At 50.2% G+C, this 23,979-nt stretch carries 14 protein-coding genes; 12 read left to right on the forward strand and 2 right to left on the reverse strand.

Annotation, left to right across the window (positions count from 1 at the left end):
• Positions 1–133 precede the first annotated feature (133 nt).
• Complete coding sequence (locus tag AC50Y3_RS07615) at positions 134–1,096, reverse strand: helix-turn-helix domain-containing protein (protein WP_494818172.1); 963 nt, start codon at positions 1,094–1,096, stop codon at positions 134–136.
• A 68-nt stretch (positions 1,097–1,164) separates the two neighbouring features.
• Here AC50Y3_RS07615 and AC50Y3_RS07620 point away from each other — a divergent pair, with 68 nt between their 5' ends.
• From AC50Y3_RS07620 to AC50Y3_RS07630, 3 genes are all read left to right on the forward strand, one after another.
• Positions 1,165–2,058 (forward strand): DUF1835 domain-containing protein, encoded by an 894-nt coding sequence (locus AC50Y3_RS07620; protein WP_494818173.1) that lies wholly within the window; start codon positions 1,165–1,167, stop codon positions 2,056–2,058.
• A gap of 87 nt (positions 2,059–2,145) precedes the next feature.
• Complete coding sequence (locus AC50Y3_RS07625; protein ID WP_494818174.1) at positions 2,146–2,547, forward strand: hypothetical protein; 402 nt, start codon at positions 2,146–2,148, stop codon at positions 2,545–2,547.
• 407 nt (positions 2,548–2,954) lie between these two features.
• Entirely contained in the window at positions 2,955–9,122 is a 6,168-nt protein-coding gene (locus AC50Y3_RS07630; RefSeq protein WP_494818175.1) for an S-layer homology domain-containing protein, read from the forward strand.
• 632 nt (positions 9,123–9,754) lie between these two features.
• Here AC50Y3_RS07630 and AC50Y3_RS07635 read toward each other — a convergent pair.
• Complete coding sequence (locus AC50Y3_RS07635) at positions 9,755–10,426, reverse strand: transcriptional regulator (protein WP_494818176.1); 672 nt, start codon at positions 10,424–10,426, stop codon at positions 9,755–9,757.
• 512 nt (positions 10,427–10,938) lie between these two features.
• Between AC50Y3_RS07635 and AC50Y3_RS07640 the strand changes: the two genes are divergently transcribed.
• The 9 genes from AC50Y3_RS07640 (at position 10,939) to AC50Y3_RS07680 (ending at position 23,921) form a co-directional block, all read left to right on the forward strand.
• A complete protein-coding gene (locus AC50Y3_RS07640; RefSeq protein ID WP_494818177.1) occupies positions 10,939–12,192 on the forward strand; it encodes an ROK family protein in 1,254 nt (417 codons plus the stop codon).
• Positions 12,193–12,343: 151 nt separating this feature from the next.
• Positions 12,344–12,976 (forward strand): D-sedoheptulose-7-phosphate isomerase, encoded by a 633-nt coding sequence (locus tag AC50Y3_RS07645; protein WP_494818178.1) that lies wholly within the window; start codon positions 12,344–12,346, stop codon positions 12,974–12,976.
• On the forward strand, positions 12,973–13,962 hold the full coding sequence (locus AC50Y3_RS07650; RefSeq protein ID WP_494818179.1) for an ROK family protein: 990 nt from the start codon (positions 12,973–12,975) through the stop codon (positions 13,960–13,962). Before AC50Y3_RS07645 ends, AC50Y3_RS07650 begins: the two co-directional genes overlap by 4 nt.
• A gap of 4 nt (positions 13,963–13,966) precedes the next feature.
• Positions 13,967–16,465 (forward strand): alpha-mannosidase, encoded by a 2,499-nt coding sequence (locus tag AC50Y3_RS07655; protein WP_494818180.1) that lies wholly within the window; start codon positions 13,967–13,969, stop codon positions 16,463–16,465.
• Positions 16,466–16,630: 165 nt separating this feature from the next.
• A complete protein-coding gene (locus AC50Y3_RS07660; RefSeq protein ID WP_494818181.1) occupies positions 16,631–18,478 on the forward strand; it encodes a cache domain-containing sensor histidine kinase in 1,848 nt (615 codons plus the stop codon).
• Complete coding sequence (locus tag AC50Y3_RS07665) at positions 18,456–20,084, forward strand: response regulator (protein ID WP_494818182.1); 1,629 nt, start codon at positions 18,456–18,458, stop codon at positions 20,082–20,084. Before AC50Y3_RS07660 ends, AC50Y3_RS07665 begins: the two co-directional genes overlap by 23 nt.
• A 111-nt stretch (positions 20,085–20,195) precedes the next feature.
• Entirely contained in the window at positions 20,196–21,632 is a 1,437-nt protein-coding gene (locus AC50Y3_RS07670; protein WP_494818183.1) for an extracellular solute-binding protein, read from the forward strand.
• A gap of 97 nt (positions 21,633–21,729) precedes the next feature.
• Positions 21,730–22,599: a carbohydrate ABC transporter permease gene (locus tag AC50Y3_RS07675; protein WP_494818184.1), complete on the forward strand. Its 870-nt coding sequence runs from the start codon at positions 21,730–21,732 to the stop codon at positions 22,597–22,599.
• Between the two features lie 5 nt (positions 22,600–22,604).
• Positions 22,605–23,921: a carbohydrate ABC transporter permease gene (locus AC50Y3_RS07680; RefSeq protein ID WP_494818185.1), complete on the forward strand. Its 1,317-nt coding sequence runs from the start codon at positions 22,605–22,607 to the stop codon at positions 23,919–23,921.
• Positions 23,922–23,979: the final 58 nt, after the last annotated feature.

Genomic DNA, 23,979 nt, shown 5'->3' on the forward strand with positions numbered 1-23,979 from the left:
AGAAGGACCGTCTCAGAAGTGTGCAATACAACTTATGAGGGCGGTCCTTCTGTCTGCATGCAGGTATTGGCTGCTTGTTGCCGAAAAAGAAAGGAGCTAAGCGCATTAAGCCGCTTAGCTCCATTTTACAATCTTAATCACCCCAAATTTCCCCCGGCTCCACACCGAGCTCTGCCGCGATCAAATGGGCGGTTAATCGCTGCGGTTTCTTGATTTTACCGTTTCGAATATTGGATATCGTTGTTAATGAGATTTGGGTGTTCTCGGCAAGCTGGGTGACCGAAAGCTTCTTCTCCACCATCAGCAGACGCAGCTTATAGGCCGGATCGATATCCGCATCGCGCATTTCGCTCTTAAAGGCTTGGGTTTGTTTGCGGATAGCTTGTCCAAACTTGGACAAGTGAATGGCATTCATGGCAAGCGTTAAGATGGCATAGCATTTAAAGCTCTCATCCGCATTGTAGAAGGGCTGGACGAGTGCTGTCGTAAGGTAGCGATCTTCAAATAGCTTCAGTGTGTACGTGATTTGACCTGACTGGCGGCTTTCACGGAGTGAGTGAAAGAAGCTGAGGACACGAGGTTGGTCCTCTTCCACTACAAAGTCTTTGTTATGTTTCAGGGAAAGCTTGTATCTGTCGTATGGAATCGAGCTGCGATAGCTGCGAAGCGATGTCATTAAGCCGCCGCTTGTATAAATGACCGATGAAACAACATTCTGTTTCAGCACCATCTCTTCAATCCATTTGTGCTCAGAGCGGTCAACAAGTTTCACGGTGTAGTAGACGGCGTTAATAATTTCAAGTTGTTGAATATGAACTTCTGCGAAAATATGCTTATCTTCCTGTACAGTAAGATTGCATTCCGCGTATGCGCTGTTCTTCTGCTCCGAGATGGTGTCACAAAGCCGGTCAATAAGCTCCCACAGCGTGTTGGAGGTATTAGGCTGCAGCGTAGCTATATCTTGCCCGACCAGTTGCTCAGACGTAAAGCCGGTATTAGTCGTGAAGGCATTATTAATCGTATGTATTGTACGTACACCTTGATTCTCATGAATGATCATGATTGCATCTGTATAATACGTAAATAAATCATCCATTATTATGCACCCCTGCACCTGTTGTTCGTTTATTATAACATATAATTAATGGAAGGGAATGGATAAACATGCTTCACATCACAAATGGCGATCATGCCGCATCATTATTAGCACAAAGTGGACGATTTGAATCAGACCGTATTCTGCCTTGGAGAGAGAGCTGGATCGATGGCCCTACGCCTCTGGAATGGTGGGGACAGGCGGAGACAATTGAGCGCTCGGCATGGATTGAACGTGATTTTGGCGTGCCGAGTCAAAGCTATCTTCGCGAGTGTGAAGCGCAATTAGCGGTGCTGACTAGTGCGGTAAAAGAAGGCGAGGAAATCGTGCTCTGGTTCGAATATGATTTGTTCGATCAGGCGATGCTTGCGGCACTGCTGTATTGGCTGCGGCGCTCGGAAACGGAGCTTGGACAAGCTCCGAAGCTTAGCTGGGTTATCGCTGTAGAGGTTGACGGCGTTGTGGCTTTCCGAGGCCTGGGACAGTTGACACCGGAGCAGCTTGGCGGCTTGTGGCCGGAGCGTAAGCCGATTTCCGGTGAGGAGCTCGCTGCAGGGGCTCGTGCATGGGAGGCTTATGCGGCAGGAGGCAGGGAACCGATAGAGGCTTGGCTGCTGAGCGAAGATGCTGCTGTTCTTCCTGTGATGGCAGCCGCGCTTCAGTTCCATTTGCAACGGATTCCTTCTAGGGCTGAGGGTGCTTTAGGAATTGTGGAGCGCTTAACACTGGAAGCACTGGCAGCGGGGCGGGGGCCATTGACCCCGGATCAGTTATTTCGTACCGTTTCGGCGGCATTGCCGATATTGGGCATGGGCGATTTATCGTATTGGTCTGTACTCAATAGGATGGCAGCCGGTGGTTCACCGCTCATTATCATTGATAGCGAAGAGCCGCTGCCGGGGTATACTGCGGTACATCCGATTGAATGGAGCAAGTGGCAAATTCGTCCTGCAGCGAACTGAATTGGCAAGGGGGAGGAATGACTTCCCGCGAAATGGGTATTCTAGACGGGAATGGACTATTTTGCCGGAGAAGGGTGTGCCTGAAAGATGCAGAACGATACTGCGTTATTTTTTCAATTCGGTGACAGCAAGACCGCCGCGCTCGCGTGCAGCACGCTTCAGGAGTTAGGTTACGATCCTGTCATCCAGCAGGAGATGGGGGTGCACATTCATCTGCACGGCAGTGATCTCACCTCTGCACTTGAGATTGCGCAGGCGCATGGCGGCCAGCTCGCGGTCCAGTCCTCCATACCGGATATTGAGCTCACAAATGATGCTTACAATATGGAAAATATTACGATACCGGCCCATGTGGTCAACGAGGACCTCATCGCTCAAGAAGAAACACAAACCGGATTGACCAATTGGGACGACGATGCCCCGCAGCAGGATGATTTCTTCCCGGACGACGGCTCGTACGGGTATTTCTCCGGCGATGTACATACGTAAGCTCGCATAGTATGCGAGTTCTTTTGAAAAGCTGACCGGCTGCTGCTGGTTGGCTTTTTTGCTGTTTCCAGGATTAAGAGCTCTCAAACGCAGCGATTGAGATGTGGAAACGGTTCGTTAGATTTTCGCGGCATGACCGACATACGGTACGCGTGCAGGTTCAGATGTCAAAATAACAACAGACACAAGTAAAGATATTCTATTAATGCGTTTTGCGAAACGCAGTACAATAGCTGTGAAAACTTGAAAGCGCTTCAATCGAGCGAATTACATACATGCTACTCACTTGAGCGGTTACAGAATCCATTGAAGGAGGCGTTGCAGCGGGGACAGGGAATGGCCCAAAACGCATAGTGCTACTGGGACAAACAGAATGATGGAGCAAATAAACGGGAGGTTATATGAGCATGTTCAGACGAATAAATGCCATTATACTTACAACCACAATGCTGATCGGCTTGATCGGTTTCGGCGTCGCACCGGCTAGCCGGGCATACGCAGCTGATGATCAGGTAGTATCGGCAGGTCCGACTACGCAAGAAGAGGTTATAAACGGTTTCGAGAATGTTGCAGATTGGGAGGCTAACGATAAGGGCTCGATGACTGTCGCAGCAGATACGGTGAATAAGACGGAAGGTGCACAGTCTGTCAGCGTGACTTATCCGGTGCCGACACCGGGGGGTGACAACGCATGGCGAGAAATTCTATGGAAAACATCCGCAAATCCCATTGACGTATCAACTGCAACACAGTTGAAGGTCGACATTCGCCCCGTAGGTAGTCAAACGGCGGGGGATTATGAACCGATCCGTTTCAAGCTGTACAACGAAACAACAGATAAAGTGTTGTTCGAGGCTGCACTTCCGAAACAAACGGCGGATCAATGGAATACATTCACTTTGGATTTAAGCGATATGTCAGTTGCTGACAAAGCTTCGATCAGCCATATTGTTTTCTACATTTGGAATAATGATTCTGCTGTGGAAGGCAGAACGACGCTGCAATACGAGTTTGATAATTTAAGAGTGTTGAAACCGATTCAATTAGCGGAGTCCGTTATTAACGGCTTCGAGAATGCGGCAGATTGGGAGCCAAATGATGAGGGCTCGATGAACGTTTCAGCAGATACGGAGAACAAAACGGAGGGCACGCAATCTTTAAAAGTGACCTATCCGGTACCAACTCCGGGAGGCGATAACGCGTGGCGCGAAATTCTATGGAACGTAAAGGATAATCCTCTCGACTTATCCACTGCCACACAGTTAAAAGTTGACATTCGCCCCGTTGGCAGTCAAACAGCAGGGGATTACGAGCCGCTTCGATTCAAGCTGTACAACGAAACGACGGATGAGGTGCTGTTCGAAGGCGCGCTTCCAAAACAAACGGCGGATGAATGGAATACATTCACTTTGGACTTAAGCAATATGTCCGTTGCAGATAAAGCTTCGATCAGTCATGTTGTTTTCTACGTTTGGAATAATGATCCTGCTGTGGGAGGCAGGACGACGCTGCAATACGAGTTTGATAATTTAAGAGTAGTAAAGCCTGTGGACACGTTGATGGAAAGTGTCCTAAATGGGTATGAAAATTTGGATGATTGGCAAGGTACAGCAGCTGTTGCCAATACAGAAACTAAAACGGAGGGAACGCAAGCTGCCGATGTCACATTTACCGTACCGAGTGCGGATAAAGGAAATGCATGGGTCGAGTATCATTGGGATGTCACTGCAAATCCAGTCGACTTGTCCCCGGCAACGGAAATCAAATTCGACATTCGCCCAGTAGGCAGCCAAACGGCAGGCGATTACGAGCCGATCCGTTTTAAGCTGATGGACGCAGTGGGCGGCGTTCTTTATGAAGAGTCGGTCCCTGTTCAGACGGTAGATCAGTGGCATACATTCACATTAGCTCTAACTAATATTCCGGCAGCGAAACGCTCGCATATTACGAACATCATCTTTTACGTGTTTAATGGCGATTCCGCTGTTGCCGGCCGAAGCTCGCTGCACTATCTGCTCGACAATATGAGAATCCTTACGAGCCAAGTTCAACGTGTAACGGCTACGCCGGGTTCTTCGGTAGTTACGTCTGGCACAGCGGTAAGCCTTACTACGCCGTCTGTAGGAGCAAATATTTACTATACGCTTGATGGGTCCGATCCCAGGAGCTCCGTTACCAAAACGTTGTACAGTGCTCCGATTACAATCTCAGATGTAACGACGATTAAAGCGTATGCAGATATCCCTGGTAAACCTCAAAGTGCGGTTTCGGTCTTCGATTACAAAATTGGAACCGGTGTGCCGGGAGAAGAGGTTTATGGCATTCGCTCTGGAGTTGCAGATATTTGGACCAGCATGCTTGCGGGACTCCAGCGTCCGAGTGTAGTCGATTCAGATGGTTTTGTGAGTGATTGGAGCGGGCAAGCTTCGTTCGATCTGCCGTCTGCAAGTAAACAAATCCAAATTTCCGGATGGAAAGGGATAGACGATTTGTCGGCTCAAGCATCACTTGCTTATGATGACAACAGCCTCTACATGCATGTAAACGTGAAGGACAATATCCAGTTCGACTACTCGGGCGGTGATATTTGGAACGGCGATAGCGTTCAGGTTGCCTTCTCCAAAGAGGGGGCAGTGTATGGGCCGGAATACGGTTTCTCTTACGGAGGCGGAGCACTGAGTAAATTCAGCTGGAATAGTGGAAGCGCTAAGCTAGGCGTAGATTCCATCAAGCTGAAGGTCAGTCGTGACGAGGAGACAAAACTAACGACGTATGACATAGCTATTCCATGGTTAGCTGCGCTTCCTGCCGCACCAGGCGCAAATGTTCCATTTACTTTGCTGATTAATGATAATGATGCTTCTGGCAGAAAAGGCTACATCGAATGGACGCCGGGCATCGGTAACGGCAAAGATGCAACCAGCCTTGGTTCCTTGATGCTTATGGATCAAGAGCAAATTTGGAGCACTTGGATGCATGGACCGCTGGATGTCCTTCAGAATACGGAGTACGACTATTCAGTCGCAATCGCGAATTTTGGAGAGGAAGCAGAAACGTTCCAAATCTCTCTTCCAAATAACAGCACTAGCGAAGTACTAGAAGTTACTGTTCCCGCAAAGAAAGTGCTCAAGAAAGCAATTCCGGTATCATTTTCAACTGTCGGCAACCAGCAATTGGAGGCCACCATTATTAATATAGAAACAGGTGAGACTAAGCAACAAACGATTGCCGTATCGGTGAAACGGAATGGAGAAGCCTTGCTAAGCTTACTGGATGAAATGCAAGCGAAACTGCCTGCGCTTGAGGATCTGCTTACGGAAGCCAAACAGCAGAATATCCCGGTAGACTATGAAACGGTGAATTACACCGTCATCAAGAACTTCGTCCAGTACGGCAAAGATGACATTACGAACAATTTATTACCACGAGCCGATTATTTCGTGAATGAGCTGGAACGCCTCTATAATGAAGCGACTGCTAATGTTCAGGCTTACTTGAGTGGAGAGAAAACAGCATTAAGTGTTCCGAAATATGTGACTGCTCGTTCGAGGATGGACGGGTTCTCGTTTGTCGGACCAACGAAAACATCATCTTCAAGTACAGCCGTTGACAGGCCGATTTTCTTCACGGGTTACGGCCACTTCGATCAAGCTAAAGCCGATATTCCGCAGTTTAGCGATTTCGGCACGAATATCATACAGATGGAGCTTGGTCCGGACGGTACGGTGCTGGCACCGGCAGAGGGAAGCGAAGCCGATTACAGTATCTCAACAGAATTAATCACGAATAGCGTTATTCCAACATTGGAAAATGCAGCGGAGCATAATGTCGCTGTCAGTCTGCTCATCTCGCCGCATTATTTCCCGCAGTGGGCTAAGGATAAGTGGAAGGATTTGGGTAATGACAATGACGGATTTTTGAATTACAACGTTAACGCGCCGAAAGCGCGTGAAATCGTTGAAGCTTACATCAGAACCCTTGTTCCGCTAGTGAAGGATCAACCGGCACTGCATAGTATCATCATCAGTAATGAGCCTAAGTATGATACGAGAACGGATACTTTTGCATTGGCGCCATGGCACCAATTCTTAGAGAGCAAATACACAACAATTGCAAGTTTAAATGGAAATTATGGTACGGAGTACAGTGGATTTGATGCTGTTGCGATGCCGTCTGTCAAGACAGCCACACCTTATTACTACGACTGGACAGTATTTAACAATGATTACCTCTCATCGTGGCATTCATGGATGGCAGAGCTGGTGAAGGAGCTTGCGCCAAGCGTTCCTGTCAGTGCCAAAATCATGGCTGACTTGACCGGCGCTACAAGATATGGCGTTGATCCGGAAGATTTCAGCGAATTCTCGGATATGAACGGCAATGACAACTGGAACTATCTTGGCAGTGGGGTTAGCGGCTTCATTCGCGAGAACCGATTCTATGATTTGCAAGGTTCGTTTAGGAAGGCACCAATTTTCAACTCAGAAACTCACGTGATTGCGGATAGAGATAAGGTATATATGCCGGAGCAAGCCAAGCACGTAGAAACATCACTCTGGCAGTCAGCTGTACATGGCAAGAATGCATCCACAATTTGGGTATGGCAGAGAGACTATAATCCAACCTCGGATTTCTACGACAGCGTTCTGACCCGCCCGGATGTGGTACAAACGATCGGTAAAGTGAACTTGGACTTAAACCGATTGGCAAATGAAGTAACTGAATTGCAAAATCGTGCCCCACAGGCAGCCATTCTCTACTCTTTACCTTCAATGGTTTACTCGAATGCATACTTGGATTCGATAGATCGTGCGTATGAAGCGTTAACGTTCAGCGGCCAACGAGTAGGTTTTGTGTCCGAGAAGCAATCTCAGGATGGCGATCTAACTAATTTCAAGCTGCTAATTATTCCACAAGCTACGAATGTTTCGGCTTCTACATTGACAGCCATTAAAGCTTTCGTTGCTGCAGGCGGGAAGGTCATCATGATCGGTGACAATTCTCTGAGTGCAGATGAGAACAACAAGTCGTTGAATGGTGCAGACAGAGATGCTGTGATAGCCGGTGCGAAGGTACTTGGCAGTGACATCGACAACGGCGCGTTGAAGCAATCCGTCAGAGCTAGCTTAACTGAATTGGGCTTAATGAACGTTGTTCTGAAGGATAAGGCTACGGGCCAGCCGATCGATGGCGTAGAATGGCTGAGCACGAACTATGATGGCAAACTGCTCATCAACATTGCTAACTATGACCCGACTACAGCGTCCAAAACGATTTCAATCGAAGTGAATGGCAAAGCTGCAGGAAATGCACAAGAATTAATCAATGGCGGGACCATTGATACAAGTAATTTCACGGTTGCGCTTGAGAAGCCTTACCTGCTTTCTATTGATCAAGGAAGCAGCGGAGGACCCGTTTACTTTGGCAACCAAACAGAGGTCAAAGACACCGTAATAAAAGTGACGCCTACATTGAAAGATGGCAAAGCGACAGCTTCGATTTCGGAGGGTGATTTTGCCAAAGCACTTCAAGCTGCGAAGAAGGATGAACAAGGCAACAGCGTGGTTACCGTTGCAGTTGGTGCTCTTACAGGTGCAAATGGTTTCGTGCTGGAGCAGCCGGCTTCCCTATTCTCGGAGAAGAATGCTGCGACTAAAGTGGAGATTCAAACAGGTGATGCTGAGGTCGTGCTTCCACTTAATATGTTTGCGGATAAAGAGATCGCAGGTGCAAAGACAATCGCGCTGACGATCAGCCGAGTTCTGAAGGATGGCAAACCGGTTGTCGATATCAGCTTCACGGCGGATGGCAAAGCATTGCATTGGAACAATCCGAATGCACCGGTAGTCGTATCGATTCCTTACGCACCAACGAAGGAAGAGCTTGAGCATCCGGAGCATATCGTCATTTCGTATATCGACGAGGCTGGACATGCGATTGCTGTGCCGAATGCCAAGTATGATGCGGAGTCAGGCAAGGTCGTGTTTACGACAACACACTTCAGCAAATATGCGGTAGCTTACAGCGTGAAGACTTTTGCAGATGCAGCGAAGTACAAATGGGCACTGCAAGCGATCGAGGCTGTAGCTTCCAAAGGTATCTTGAGCGGAACCAGCGAGACGCAGTTTAGTCCTGCGAAGAACATTACAAGAGCGGACTTCCTCGATGGTTTGGTGAAGGCGCTGGGACTGTCTGCGAAATTCGAATCAAACTTCAGCGATATCGACAAGTCGGCTTCGTACTACGAGTCGCTTGGTATTGCGAAGGCGATCGGCTTGTCGCTAGGAATAGGCGGCAATAAATTCAACCCGAACGGAGAAATCACAAGACAAGAGATGGCTGCACTTGTTGTCAGAGCTATGAAACTGGCGAAAACTTCGCTGGCTGCGGGGGCGGACAGTGATCTGAAGGCATTTGCCGATGCATCGCAAATTGCCGGCTATGCGGTTCCAAGTATAGCATCCCTCGTGAAAGAAGGGATCCTAGTAGGCGACGGTGGCAAAATCTCACCTACAGGTAAAGTGACAAGAGCGCAGGCTGCAGTCGTGCTCTACCGACTGATTACTAGAGAGTAGCGGCAGGGTGAAGAACAAGTCCACGATGGATGTCGTGGACTTGTTTTTGTTGGGCGGGCAGACAAAGCGGGATATTCAAACTGCGGGGTAGTTGCTCGGAAGTCACTCGTCAGTCTGCCGACAAGTCGCCAGCAAATCGCTCGGAAATTCCTCGGAGAATCTCGGCATACTCTCGACTATCTTCTCTCCAGCAGCGCTTCGCCGGCCTTTTTGCTAACTCTCAGTTGTATCCGGTAGTCACACTTCCAGCAGCTTTCGCGAATCTCGCTAACTATCACAATTGTTTCTTGATAGTCGCACTTACAGTAGTCATCGCCAACCTCTCGCTAACGCTCTCAGATGACTCTCGATAGTCGCTTTTCCAGCAGCCAACGCCGCCAACTCTCGCAACTCTCTCAGATGACTCTCGATAGTCGCTCTTCCAGAAGCTTTCGCCAATCCCCTCACCACTCTAACGAATCGTAGGGGTCTTATTTATCCGAAATAAGCCAGCAAAATATTCTAACGAATCACAGAGGTCTTATATCGCCGAAAGAGGCAGAAATGCTCGCCAGTTTGGCCAAATAAGACCTGTATGGTTCGTTAGAATTTCGGATCGATGTTTTTCGATCAATTAAGGCTTCTAGGATTCGTTAGAAGTATGGAGTCCGCAAGGTGTAGGTACGATAGCGCAGTTTACCGTTTGCGACAATAAGCAGCTGGTGTTCGACTAATTTGTGAAGTACAAGCCGTGCCTGATTGTCTGAAACTCGCAAATGGGAGGCCAATTCTAATGGTGTAAACGGACGAAATAACCTTCGTGCGAAACGAATGGTCTCGGCTTCGAAACAATTCAAACCTTCGGGCACATCGATGGCAATAAACTTGCCGATAAAGGAAAGAATGAGCTGCTGACAGCGTTTGGGTTCATCTGTAATTGATAGATAAGCAATCGGTAGGAAAATCCAATCGTCAAGCGCCAATAAACAATGCCGCCAGCATAAATCCTTGAAGCGGCGCACATCGAGATCCCTTGCGTGAGGTCCGTATCCTTGAATTTCGATTCCTCCTTTTACATCGCTGCTTGGCATATAAGCAAGATCGAGATATCGATATCCATTAGTAGCATCTCGCACCTCCCATTCGGGATATAGATAATTGAAGTTTCGTACAGTCGGAAACCAAACGGAGCGTAGAAACTCAATCGTGCCGTGGCCGAGTCCATTCTCCAGCATTTCGCGTCTTCTGTGATTCTGTTCATGGGCAATGTTTGATGATATCCATTCCTCGTAGGCTTCGTCAAATCTAGTAATAGCTCCTCGCATCCTTCCTAATTAGCCGCAGAAACAGAAAAAGCCGCCTCAACACAATCACACCCCTCAATAAGGTGTATGTGCTAAAGCGGCGTGTGCTTCACGACCGTTAATACGACTAGTATAGCAAAACTGGAAGTAGCTGTCATAAAAAAGTCACGGCGAGATTTCTAACGAACCGTGGAGGTCTTATTTTGGAGAAATTAGTACTTCAAAAATTGTAACGAACCACAGAGGTCTTATATAGCCGAAATAGGCAGAAATGCACGAGTATTTGAGCGAATAGGACCTGTAGGATTCGTTAGAATTTCAAAACGATGTTTTTGTATCAAATAAGGCCTGTACGGTTCGTTAGAGGTGGTGGTGGTTAGCGGAGCGTGAGATTGGGAGCGGATTAGTTAATAAAGGATGAGTGTAGTTGCGGAGATGCGGTTTGGCGGGAGTGGGGCAAGGCGCATCTCCAACAAAGAACCTTTTATGCTATAATTCCCATAACTATGTATGCCTAAGGAGCGTTGGTGGAAGTGAATCAATTGAGAGGAGCCAACAACAGGCGGGTCAAAAGCCTTAACCGAAGCGCGGTGCTCCAATACATCCGCAAGCAGGGACAAGCGTCCAAAGCCGACATTGCGGCGCAGACGCATCTGAGTTTTACAGCGGTGAAGAGCATCACTGATGAGCTGCTCTCTTATTCGTTCATCAGTGAAGTAGGCTACGATGAATCAACAGGCGGCAGGAAGCCGCTCCTATATAAGCTCAAGGAAGACCGTTTCTACTCGGTGGGTCTTCATCTCAGTGTCGCTCGCATTCAGGTTGTCGTTCTGAATCTATCAGGCGGCGTACACGCACATTACGAGACGGAGACGAATTCGGATGCACTGCAATCGGCCGCTATCGTCGATCAGATGATCAGCTGCATCGAAGAAGCCATCGTGATGTCGAACGTGGAGCGCACTCGAATACTCGGTATTGGCATGGCCATTCCGGGACCGCTGGATACTTTTGGAGGTGTCGTGCTCTCCCCGCCAAACATGAAGGGGCTTGCGGGCTTGCCGCTTAAACAGTTGATGACGGATCATTTTCACATCGAGACCTTTATTGAAAAGGATGCCAACCTGATCGCGCTCGGAGAATATTGGCATGGCGCCGCGCAAGGGAAACAAAATGTATTCTATCTCGATGCTGACATTGGGATCGGAAGCGGCATGATTATTGATGGTAAGCTGCACTATGGGTCGCCGTACGGTGCAGGTGAAGTGGGCCACGGAACGATCAATATGGATGGTCCTCGCTGCAACTGTGGGAATTACGGGTGTCTCGAAGCAGTTGCGTCGGGTCTTGCGATTGAGCGGCGTGCGGGGGAAGAGATTCGAAGAGGGGCAGAAGCACCGTATCGAGATCGTTATCTTGCAGATGAAAAGTCGGTCTCAGTGGACACGATTCTAGATGCGGCACGTGAGGGAGATGCATTGTCGAAGCAGCTGTTAACGGAATCAGCGCGCTATGTGGGCATTGCGATTGGCAATGTCATTCATCTGCTGATGCCGGAAATCATCATTATTGGCGGGGCGCTTACACATGCGTATCCTCCATACTTCGAGCATGCGAAGGACATTGCGTTGAGCCGGATTTTTGCTTCCTTTGCCGAACATATTAGAATCTACAAAGCCGAATTAGGTGTGCTGGGCGGGGCAATCGGTGCGGGAACGCTGGTGCTGGAGCAGTTTTTTCAAAAGGATTTAAGCGAATGGATAGACAAGAAGCCGCTGCTTAGTTGAGGGCGGCTTTTGCAATATCATCTTCTTAAATTCATAGTAAAAAGGTGGAGAAATTCCATTGACGCACGAATAGGTCAGCTGTAAAATCTATCCTATAATCACTACTTATTAATATCATATTAATAAGTTTAGCGAAAGGAATCGATTGCTCATGAATCCGCATCTGAATGTGCTTCAAAGCAGATACCCGGAGCTTGCAGAATGCCTCACGGATATCCAGCGCAGCTTCGAGCTGATGGAAGCCTGCTATCGGCAGGGTGGGCAAGTATTGGTAGCGGGCAACGGAGGCAGTGCGGCGGACAGCGAGCATATCGTCGGAGAATTGATGAAAGGGTTTATGCTGCCGCGTCCGGTTCCGCAGTCTTTTCGCGAAACGGTAACAAAGCTGTTTCCGGCAGAAGGGGATTCGCTTTGCAACGGCTTGCAAGGCGCGCTTCCTGCAATTTCGCTCGTCAGCCACAGCGCACTTATTACGGCATTCGCCAACGATGTAGCTGCCGATATGGTCTTTGCCCAGCAGGTATATGGCTATGGCCGTGCAGGAGATGTATTCCTCGGGATCAGCACCTCGGGCAATTCCCGCAACATCATTCAAGCGATTCAAGTAGCCAAAGCGAAAGGGATGACCAGCATCGGGTTAACCGGCGGCTCTGGCGGCAAAATGAAAGCGCTTAACGATTGTACGATCGTTGTCCCGCATGCGGTAACGCCGGACATCCAGGAGCGTCATCTGCCCATCTATCATACGCTGTGCATCATGCTAGAGGAGGCGTTTTTTGGATGATAGCAGAGACTTATGCCGGGCTTGATATTGGAGGCACGAAATGTGCGGTTACGCTGGGACGTGGAGCAGGGGCAGCGGGTGAGCAAATCGAATTGGTAGATAAGGTTACGTTTCCAACCGAATCCACTCCTGAAGCTACGCTAGATAAGCTAACAGCACAATTGAATCTGCTCCTCGAGCAGCATACAGCGGAGAAAGAGCGGCTCAAGGCGATCGGCATCAGCTGCGGTGGTCCACTGGATAGCCGTAGCGGACTAATTCTATCCCCGCCGAATCTACCAAACTGGGATCGCGTTGATGTCATCACGCCGTTCAAGCAACGCTTCGGCGTCCCGGTCGGCCTGCAGAACGACGCCAATGCATGTGCGCTCGCAGAATGGCAGTGGGGAGCGGGACAAGGGACGCGGAACATGATCTTCTTGACGTTCGGCACGGGCATGGGAGCCGGACTCATTCTGGATGGCCGCCTGTATACCGGAACGAACGATAATGCAGGCGAGGTGGGTCATATTCGGCTTGCGGAGGGAGGACCGGTTGGGTACAACAAGGCCGGCTCCTTCGAAGGATTTTGCAGTGGAGGCGGGATTGCCAGACTTGCGCAGTCGAAGGTAGCCGAGCGGCTTGAAGCTGGCAATGAGCTTCCGTCTTACTACCAGCCAGCACAGGAAATTACGACCAAAGCTGTTGCGGAAGCTGCAAGGCGAGGTGACCCGCAAGCTTTACAGATCTTCCAAGAGGTTGGACGCATGCTGGGGCGAGGAGCCGCTGTCCTGATCGATATTATTAATCCGGAGCGGATTATTATTGGCAGCATCTATGCAAGGCAGCAAGAATTACTGGATCCCCATATGTTCGAAGAGCTGCGCTGTGAGGCACTGAGCGGTTCCGCAGCCGTTTGTGAAATCGTTCCTGCCGGACTTGGAGAGCATGTCGGCGATTATGCCGCGTTATCCGTGGCCCGGAATCTAACGGAGAAGAGGGATTGAATCGATGAATAACAGTATTCAGCTGCATATGATCGGCAATGCGCATTTGGACCCGGTATGGCTATGGCAGTGGCAGGAAGGTTATGCGGAGATTAAGGCGACGTTCCGCTCCGCGCTTGATCGAATGAATGAGTTTCCGGACTTTATTTTTACATGTGCAGGGGCTGCTTACTACGAGTGGATAGAGCAAAATGCACCCGAGATGTTTGAAGAGATTCGCGCCAGAGTGAGCGAAGGCCGCTGGGTTATCGTAGGAGGCTGGTGGATACAGCCGGATTGCAATCTGCCTTCAGGTGAATCCTTCGTTCGGCATGGCTTGTACAGCCAGCGGTATTTTCAAGAAAAGTTTGGCGTGATGGCTAAGGTTGGCTACAATGTCGATTCCTTCGGTCATAACAATATGCTGCCGCAAATCTTGAAGAAGAGCGGTATGGACAGCTATGTCTATATGCGCCCGCAAGAGCAGGAGAAGAGTATGGAGCGCAATGTGTTCTGGTGGAAAAGCCTCGATGGCAGCCAAGTGCTGGCTTTCCGCAATCCAATCAGCTATAGCAACTATTCCCCTATCAAACATGACGACCCTGTCTATGGCAAATCACTGGAGGTCATGGAGCTGGCTGAGCAGCATGAACACAATTTCATGGGCTTCTATGGCGTCGGCAATCACGGCGGCGGTCCGACCATCGCTAACATTCAGTCCATTCACCGACTGCAGTCGGATCTAGGCAGCGAACGTATTCGTTTCAGCTCTCCGAATGCTTATTTTGAAGAGATGATACACAGCGGCGTGCAGTTCCCGGTATTCGAGGATGATCTGCAGCATCATGCAAGCGGCTGCTATTCGACCCATTCCGAGTCGAAGGCTTTGAACCGTAAAGCCGAGCACCGGCTCATCACAGCGGAGAAGTTCGGTACACTCGCTCACTTGCTCGCAGGCTACGATTACTCCGCACAAGACATTCAGCGGGGCTGGAAGAATGTGATGTTCAATCAGTTCCATGACATTATGGGCGGCTGCTCCATCCAGGAAGCTTTTACCGATGCAAGGGAAGCGTATGGGGAATCGCTGAATATTGCGGCCGTCACGCTGAATGCGGCGCTGCAACGAATCTCGTGGTCGATTGATACCATGAAGGACGAAATTCAGTCGCTCAGCAAAGATATGGACTGGGTACTCTGGGAGCAGAAGGACGCCGGCGTTCCGGTTGTCGTGTTTAATCCGTTGTCCTGGGAAGTGAATGCGCTGATCCAAGTGAACAAGAAAGTGACGAGCGTCACCGATGATCAAGGCGTCGTCACCCAGCATCAAATCGTGCGCGGTTCGCGGACGAACGGCAGTGACGATAAGTTCGATACTGCATTCATGGCGCGTGTTCCGGCACTAGGCTACCGTGTGTATTGGATCTATAAGGAGAAGGACCTTGGAGAAGCCGCCAAGTCTGAGCATCTGTTGCTCGCAGAACCGGCAGCACTTGAGAACGACTGGCATCGCGTAGAATTCGAACCGCATACGGGGCATATCCGCAGGTTATATGACAAGAAGAACGCAGTGGACGTGCTCAGCGGAAACGGAGCAGTGCCGATTGTAATCGACGAGCATCATTGCGATACTTGGGCGCATGGCGTTTTTGAGTTCCGCAATGAGGTTGCGAGATTCGGAGACGCGGAGGTTAAGCTGCTAGAGTCAGGGCCGCTGCGCGCGGTCATGAGAGTGACGAATCGCAGTGGTCAATCGGAGCTGCGCCAGGACTTTATCCTGTACCGCGACAAGCCGGGCATTGAGGTGCGAGCGAAGCTGGATTGGCGGGAGAAGCATAAGATGCTCAAGCTGTCCTTCCCTGTTCGTGTCAGTCAGCCGAAGGCGACGTACGAGATCCCGTACGGCTATATTGAACGGCCGGTTAACGGCGAGGAAGAGCCGGGCCAGCAGTGGCTAGATGTGAGCGGCTCCCCGGATGTAGAGGGACTACCGCAATACGGCTTAACGCTGCTCAACGATTCGAAGTATAGCTCGGATGTAAAGGATAATGATCTGCGGATGACGGTCGTTCGCAGTCCGATCTATGCGGACCACTTCGGCGAAAGAGATGAATACTGCGAATATATGGATCAAGGACTGCAGCAATTCCGTTACATGCTCATTCCCCATGAAGGGGCTTGGCAGCAAGCGCAGGTGTCCAAGCAGGCGCTCGAGCTGAATGTCCCGCCGATTCACATCGTGGAAACGTACCATAAAGGCTCGCTGCCTCAGACGTCGGAGGGAATCCGGGTTTCCGCTGATAATCTGATCGTTACGGCATTTAAGCCTGCGGAGGATGGTGATGGTTATGTGCTGCGCTGTTATGAAGCATGCGGGCATGGCGGCGAGGCTGTCATCGAGGTTCCGGCGCTGAAACGAAAATGGACGCTGCAGTTTGGCCAATGCGAGATTAAGACATTCCGGATTCCTTCGGATCCGCATCAGGACGTGACCGAGGTGAACATGATCGAGTTTCCTATTTAGCGTGTTCCATCAGAAATAGTCCGTTCCTGAGTGGCTGGGACGGACTGTTTGCGCTGTTCATCGCGAAATCTATCACAATTTTAGTAGAAGGAAGTATAAAATCTAATGAACGAAAGGCTATTCTCCCTTTATAATCTAAGTAATTAAGGTGAGATGAGGTTCAGGATGCAGAAGATGCGGACTAAAGTGCTGCTATTTCCCTACCATTGGATAACCAAGTCGCTCTATCGGAAAATTTGGTTCTGCTTCTTCATTACGATCTCGATCACCGTTTCGGCGCTGGGGCTGGATTACTATATCCAAACCTCCTCGGACATCAAGCAGCGAGCAGTCGGCAATATGGAGCAGATCAGCAGTCAGTCGGCCGCTACACTGGAATCGTACATGCTGAACGTAAAGAACTTCGCATGGGACTATTTTGGCAATAAAGATTTCCAGCAGTTTGTGAACAAAATGGGGGCTGATCCGGATGCCTACTCCCACTATTCCGCGAAATTCAGCCAGTTTCTGACCGATAACCCGGTCGTGGATTATATCATGGTCAGCCAATTGGACGGCTACATGCTCTCGAGCGGCAGAATGAACGAAACGAACGAGCTGGACTTTGATTTCGAGCCGATCGAGAAGGCCGCTGTCGCCAAGGACGGGAAAGGCATTTGGGTGCCGACGCATACGATCGACGCGGCGACGAATCAACAGGTCAATACATTGATGTTCGCGCAAGCGGTCAAAATTATCAATTTCAATATCGACACCCCGATTGTCGGTGTCCTCTATATTCGGCTCTCGCCGGAGTATCTGAAGAAATGGCTCGGCGATATTGCCAGCGACGAACAAGGCAATTATATGCTGGTCGACTCGGCAAGCGGGCAGGTGATGCTCTCGGACCACGAACGGACAGACGCGCAGCTGCAAGGTCTGAGCGGACTCTTCCGGTTCAGCTACGGCATTTCATCCAGATACATGTTCGGCGATGATCATGGCGTGGAGACATTGTTTGTTTCCAACGAGCTGAACAATACGTCTTGGGCGCTCATTGGGAAGGTCCCGCTGCAGGTGCTGCTGAAGCAGGTGAATACGTTTGCCCTTCGCACGCTTGTGATCGGCATGATCTGTCTGCTTGGCGCGATGGTGATCGCGAGCGTTCTGGCCAGCCGCATTATTACGCCGCTTAAGCTGCTGAAGAATGGCATTATTTCCATCGAGCAAGGGAATTACGAGGTTTCTGTGCCCGTTACCTCCAAGGACGAGATCGGCTACTTTATCCGACATTTTAATCAGATGGCAAAGGAGATCAACTCGCTCATCGTGAAAGTATACGAGACGGAGCTGGTGAAGAAGGATGCGGAGATCAAATCGCTGCAATCCCAAATCAATCCGCATTTTCTCTACAACACGCTTGGGATGATCGACAGTCTGGCCTCGCTTCACGAGGATGACCGAATTAGTCTGATCAGCTCCTCTCTTGCCAAAATGTTCCGGTATAACATCAGCGGCGGCCACATGTCCACGCTGCAAACCGAAATTCGGCAGCTCGAAATTTATCTGTCGATTCAGCAAATCCGGTTCGGCGAACGGCTTCGGTATTCGATCGAGATCGAGGAGGGACTTCACGCGACGCTGACGCCAAAGCTGCTCCTGCAGCCGCTTGTCGAGAACAGCTTTATTCACGGGATTGATCACCTGACGCAAGGCGGGGAAATTCGCATTCGGGCTTACAGCCTCACGGATACGGACGCCGCGATTACGGTTTGGAATAATGGCCCTGCGATTGAAACGCAGAAATTAATGGTGCTGCAAGGGAAGCTGGAGCAATGCCAGCAGCTTAACTACTCGGATCACACGGCTTCATCCATCGGCCTGTTCAATGTGCTTTACCGCATCAAGCTTGTCTTCGGCAGCAGCTATGGGTTAACCGTTCAAAGCAGCCAAGATCAGGGGACGACGGTAACGGTTCTGATCAAAAAAACGCGAGTGGAGGAGCCTTCCTATGAAATTGCTAGTCGTAGATGATGAACAGCTGATGCGGCAGGGCATTATAAAGAAAATTCAGATGTCCGGTCTGCCGCTCACATCGGTCACCGAAGCGGGAGACGGAGCGGAAGCGCTGCGAGTGCTGCGCGAGGTAAAGCCTGATATCGTCATCACCGATATTCGGATGCCGCTTATGGATGGGCTCACCTTCTTGAAGGAAGCGGCGCAGGCGATGCCTGAGCTGCAGTTCATTGTCATCAGCGGCTACGGGGAGTTCGATTATGCCCGCAAAGCGATTCAATTCGGCGTGACGGATTATTTGCTTAAGCCAGTCGACAAGGAAGAACTGAAGGAGAGCTTGCTGCGAGTCATGGGCAAAATCCGGCAGCGCCTTGAGCAGTCCGAAGCAGGCGAGCAGATCAAGCATCTGCAGAGCAGCGCAGAAGAGTCGATTCGCGAGCGGATGCTGAGCAAGCTTATCCAGTACGGACCCGGCGGCGAGCCCCAGGCGGAGAGAGACGAGCAGCTGCTGGCGCTTCGGGAGAGCTGCAGTTATTTTGTAGCGGTGGTCTTCGTACTGCAGTCGGTGAAGCTGCCGCATCTGTCCTTTCGGCAAGGAGACGAGAAGCTGCTTTCGTTTGCCGTTCAAAATATGATCTCCACCGTACTCGAATCAACGGAGCGCAAAGGTGTATTATTCCGGCACGCGATGCTGGAAAATGAGCTTGTTTACGTGCTGGGCGGCCACTCGCCGGTGGAGACGGACATGCTTCACCGGGAGCTTGAAGAGATTCTCGGCGGCATTCAGCGCCATCTGAAGCTGCAAGCTACAATCGGATGCGGCGGTGCCGTGAATCAGATGGAGATCATACAGCAGTCGTACCAGCAAGCGAAGCAGGCGCTCCGGAACTGCATTATTCACGGCAATGGCCGTATCTATATGAATGACGCCGGCGAACAAGTGAAGGCCGGTTTACATTCCGTTATCTCCAGAGAAGATGAAGCACTGCTGCTGCGATTCCTGAGCGAGTGTAACGTCACCGCGCTGACAGGCTGGATTGATGAGCGTGTACAGCAGATTGCCACAGGCAAACAGGTGTACTTCGCCCATATGGAAAGCTTCTGCGTCGAGTTTCATCTGCTGCTGCGCAAATATCTGCTCACCCAAACGAGCATCCCGGAGTGGATTATCGGGGAGCTGGATGATCTGCTGACCTGGCTGCATGGTCTTACGCAGTGGCAGGACATTCAAGAGCATTTAAGCGAAATGGTCCACAATATCGTCGGACATTTGTACAAACTGCGCCATTCCTCGGAATACAGCGTCATCGACGAGGTGAAGCTTTTCATCGACAGCTCCCTGCATGAGCCGATTAACCTACAGACCATTGCAGATCGTTTCTACTTCCATCCCAGCTATTTCTCCCGCCGCTTTAAAGAACGATTCGGCGAGAGCTTCGTGAACTATCTGACTGCTGCGAGATTGCGCAAATCCGAACAGTTTCTCCGAGATTCCAATTTGAAAATTCAAGAGATTGCCGAGCTGGTCGGCTTCAAGGATGCTGCTTATTTCAGCAGCGTCTTCCGGAAGTCTACCGGCATGACACCGGTACAATTCCGTGCCACGGTATCATCAAAATTTTAATAGCGCATAAGTTCGTTATTTCCATTAACGAGTTCAGCCGATCCAGCTATGATTAACCTGTAACCGGCGGCGGTGATGGTGACCGTGCTGTTTACGATCAGGAGGTAAGGAATGAGAAAGCCGGAGATTCCTAACAGGCTGTCCACTTTCATACTGGCAACTGCCTTATGCTCAGTACTGCTTAGCGCATGTAATGCCAATAATCATCTTTCGGGTTCGGCTGTAGGCGAGGGTAACAATGGGACTGTGGCGGCAGAGAATAATGAAGCTGCCTTAGATTCCTCAATGGATGAGACGGAGCCGATCATCGAGATTACCGCTTGGGATCAACCGGCGCCGGACGATCCCGGCAAGCCATTCGTAGAGAGCCGGTTCAAGCGATTCGAGGAGCTTCATCCGAACATTAAGGTTAAGCATGTCGAAGCGTTCCAGACGAATGTTCGCGAGAAATTTATGACAGCGGTTGCAGGCGGAGAAGGACCCGATGTGATGGAGCAGCCGTTCCCGGACATGCAGCTCTATATGCAGAAGGGAATTGCCGCAGACATTACGGAGATGATGAATAACTCGCCGGATAAGCGCCGTTTCATCGACGGCGCGTTTGATCTGGCAACGAAGGACGGCCGAATTTACGGCATTCCAAGCTTCATGTATTCATCAGGCTTACTCTACAACAAGTCGATGTTCAAGAAAGCGGGGATAGACAGTCCACCTAGGACGTGGGATGAATTTGCAGAGGCAGCCAAGAAGGTGCAGCAGTATAATCCGGACACGATCGGCTTCGATATTCTGGGCATGGACTGGGCAGATTGGCATTTCGAATATTATGTATGGCAGGCAGGCGGCGACTTGACGGAGCTTCAACCTAATGGGACCGTTAAGCTGAAGTTCAGCTCGGATGCGGCCGTGAAGGCGCTCCAATATTATAAAGACCTGAAGTGGACGCATAAAGTGACGCAGAAGAACGTCGTTCAAGATTATAACGAGAATTTGCGAGACTTCTACACCGGTCGTTCCGCGATGATACTTGGCAGCTCCGACAGCTTCGGCAACTTCTTGAAGCAAGGGATGAAAGCGGAGGATATCGGGTTTACCCCTTTCCCAATCGGCCCTTCAGGCAGAGCACCTTCGCAAGTAGGCGGGAACTTCTGGATGCTGAATCCGAAATCGACGCCGGAGCAGCAGAAGGCCGCATTTGAATATGCGATGTTCTTCCTCTCGAAGGAGCATATGGATGCATGGGCGCAATTCTGCTTGGACAATGGTTTTGCAATTAATCCGTTGTCCATTGTCAAAGACTTCGACGTAACGAAATGGGTCAAGGATTTACCTCCCGATTATGTAGCGGCTGTCCAGGCGACGGCAAGGGACAAACATCTGGAATATTATTTGAAAAGCAGCCTGAGCAGCTACCTCGTGAAGCCGATTCAGAAGATTCTGCTTGATCCAAGCGCCGATCCGGCCACAGAGCTCAAGGCGGCTGAAGCACTTGCCCAGAAGGAAGTGATCGATAAGTATAACAGCGATATTTTGGCAGGTGTCAAATAGCTGATCTGATCTAATCAGAGCAATTCATTACTGCACCGCGCCGCGCGGCTTGACGATTTAATGGAGCGGCACGGTGCAGCAAGTAGGTGGTGAGGAAATGGTGAATAAATGGAAGATCCCGTGGACACCGATTTTGTTCCTGCTTCCTTCTGTCGTCGTATTTTTCATATTCAAATATTATTTGCTGTTCAAAGCGGTCTATATCAGTCTCTTTAATTACGATATTATGACGCCGCCCGGCAAATTTGTCGGCCTTGGCAACTATTTCGAGTTTCTCAGCAGTCACACCTTCTGGGTTGCGATGAAGAACACCTTTGTATTCTTCGGCCTGTCGGTGCTGCTCGTATTCTGGGTTCCGATCGTACAGGCGCTTTTCCTCAGTCATCTTAAGCGGCTTAGCGGACTCTATCTGGTGCTCTATCAAATTCCGAATGTGCTGCCGCTTGTTGCAGGCGCGTTGCTGTGGAAGTGGATGTATAATCCCGATCATGGGTTGTTCAACTATCTGCTAGGCAAGCTCGGGCTCGGCCCGTATGGTTTTCTGAACGACCTCCGCATGACCAAACTTGCGATTGTACTGCCGGGCTTCTTCGCCAGCGGCGGTATCGGTGTGCTGCTCTATTATGCAGCCATCAAATCCATTTCATCCGAGCTATTCGAAGCAGCGAAAATTGACGGCTGCGGACCTTGGCGGCGCATGCTGATTATGATTTTGCCGAACCTATCGTTTGTCATTATCATTCAGTTCGTTGGGTTTATGTCAGGTGTCCTGCTGTCGTTTGATACTATTTTTGTCATGACGCAAGGCGGACCGGCAGATGCCTCGCTAGTCGTGGCGCTGATGATTCAGAAGACGGCCTTCGAGCAATCGAGATTCGGCGTTTCGGCGGCGCTCTCCTTCTTCATGTTCCTCTTGATCGCCGTCCTGACCGTGATTCAATTCCGTTTGCAAAGAGAGGACGACTGAATGTAATGAGACCTAACCGCATTGTGGAAAAGGGCGAGCGCAAGCTGGACGTCGCTTCCTATCTGGTTACGATCGTGTTCGTCGTGCTTGGACTGCTTCCGCTGGTTTGGCTGCTCGTAACGTCCGTCATGGATAACGAATCGATTGAATCGACGACACCGAGATTTCTCCCGAGGATTCCGCATTCGATTGAGCTGACGCTGGATTACTCCGGGCAAGCGAATAGAGAGCAGACGTTCTATGAGAAAGATGCGATGAAAGCGATCTGGTATCCGTGGCGAGCCTTCATGCGGGACAATATCGGGGAGATTACCGTCATCGGCATTAAGGACGGGCTCAAGCTGTACAGGGCGAAAACCACCGCAGCGGAGTTCTATGTCGGTCAGCCCTTTATCGTGTCAACCGATCGTTTCTCCGATAAAATCATGAATACGAAGCTGACCCAAATTCGAGATCGCCGTCTATCGGACTTCGCGTGGTATGGGATTTCGGAAGGAGATACGTATCGTGGGCAGCCTTACTTATCCGGAGAGTCGCTGAGTGCGCAGCTGCTAGCTTATTTCGACGAAAGTGGATTACTGGACGGCAAAGTGGTGGCAATGGAGCAATCTCGTAATTGGCTGCGTTTGTTCGATAGCTTTCGAAGCTTGAATCTACTTGCGGTGGAAACAGCGGGCAGCCTCGGATTCTATCATTTCTTCCTTAACAGCCTCATCATTTGTATGGTGGTTATCGCGTGGCAGCTCTTCTTCGGGGCATTGTCCAGCTATGCGCTGTCACAGCTCATTCCGAATCGCAGAATTCGGTTCATCGTCCTGATGTATTTCCTCGCCACAATTATGATCCCGAGCGTATCCGTGCTCATTCCGCAATATTTGCTTATGCAGAAGCTTGGCCTCGTGGACAATATCTGGGCGATTATACTGCCGCATTTTGCATGGGGGTTCGTCATCTTCTTGTTCAAAGGGTTCTTTGATCAATTGCCCATGGAACTGCTTCAAGCAGCACGCGTAGATGGGGCTTCGGAGCTTCGAATCTTCCTGCGTATTGTCGTTCCGATGTCTGTTCCGGTCTTTACGATCGTGGCTGTACTGACCTTTATTCCGGTATGGAATGATTTCCTCTGGCCTTACGTTGTATCGAGGTCGCCGCATAATTGGACTTTCACGGTGGCGATGAACGATATGCAAAGCGGACAGAACCCGCGGCCCAACTGGATCAGCGCGAGCGGTGTCATCTCCATTCTGCCGCTGCTGCTCGTATTTATGGGCACGCAAGGCGCGCTGGAAAAGGGGATTTTGTTTAGCGGTGTGAAGGGCTGATGGGGCTAAATTAAAAAAAATGGCGGCAATAGGGTTCCCCTTATCGCCGTCATTTTGT

It is taken from the genome of Paenibacillus sp. J22R98, from assembly GCF_059383835.1.

What these genes read in the sequence shown, in the direction of transcription:
- AC50Y3_RS07680 (WP_494818185.1), top strand. Translation starts at nt 22,605, where the DNA reads ATGAGACCTAACCGCATTGTGGAAAAGGGCGAGCGCAAGCTGGACGTC.
- AC50Y3_RS07645 (WP_494818178.1), top strand. Translation starts at nt 12,344, where the DNA reads ATGAATCCGCATCTGAATGTGCTTCAAAGCAGATACCCGGAGCTTGCA.
- AC50Y3_RS07650 (WP_494818179.1), top strand. Translation starts at nt 12,973, where the DNA reads ATGATAGCAGAGACTTATGCCGGGCTTGATATTGGAGGCACGAAATGT.
- AC50Y3_RS07670 (WP_494818183.1), top strand. Translation starts at nt 20,196, where the DNA reads ATGAGAAAGCCGGAGATTCCTAACAGGCTGTCCACTTTCATACTGGCA.
- AC50Y3_RS07620 (WP_494818173.1), top strand. Translation starts at nt 1,165, where the DNA reads ATGCTTCACATCACAAATGGCGATCATGCCGCATCATTATTAGCACAA.
- AC50Y3_RS07625 (WP_494818174.1), top strand. Translation starts at nt 2,146, where the DNA reads ATGCAGAACGATACTGCGTTATTTTTTCAATTCGGTGACAGCAAGACC.
- AC50Y3_RS07655 (WP_494818180.1), top strand. Translation starts at nt 13,967, where the DNA reads ATGAATAACAGTATTCAGCTGCATATGATCGGCAATGCGCATTTGGAC.
- AC50Y3_RS07635 (WP_494818176.1), bottom strand. Translation starts at nt 10,426, where the DNA reads ATGCGAGGAGCTATTACTAGATTTGACGAAGCCTACGAGGAATGGATA.
- AC50Y3_RS07665 (WP_494818182.1), top strand. Translation starts at nt 18,456, where the DNA reads ATGAAATTGCTAGTCGTAGATGATGAACAGCTGATGCGGCAGGGCATT.
- AC50Y3_RS07615 (WP_494818172.1), bottom strand. Translation starts at nt 1,096, where the DNA reads ATGGATGATTTATTTACGTATTATACAGATGCAATCATGATCATTCAT.
- AC50Y3_RS07675 (WP_494818184.1), top strand. Translation starts at nt 21,730, where the DNA reads ATGGTGAATAAATGGAAGATCCCGTGGACACCGATTTTGTTCCTGCTT.
- AC50Y3_RS07630 (WP_494818175.1), top strand. Translation starts at nt 2,955, where the DNA reads ATGTTCAGACGAATAAATGCCATTATACTTACAACCACAATGCTGATC.
- AC50Y3_RS07660 (WP_494818181.1), top strand. Translation starts at nt 16,631, where the DNA reads ATGCAGAAGATGCGGACTAAAGTGCTGCTATTTCCCTACCATTGGATA.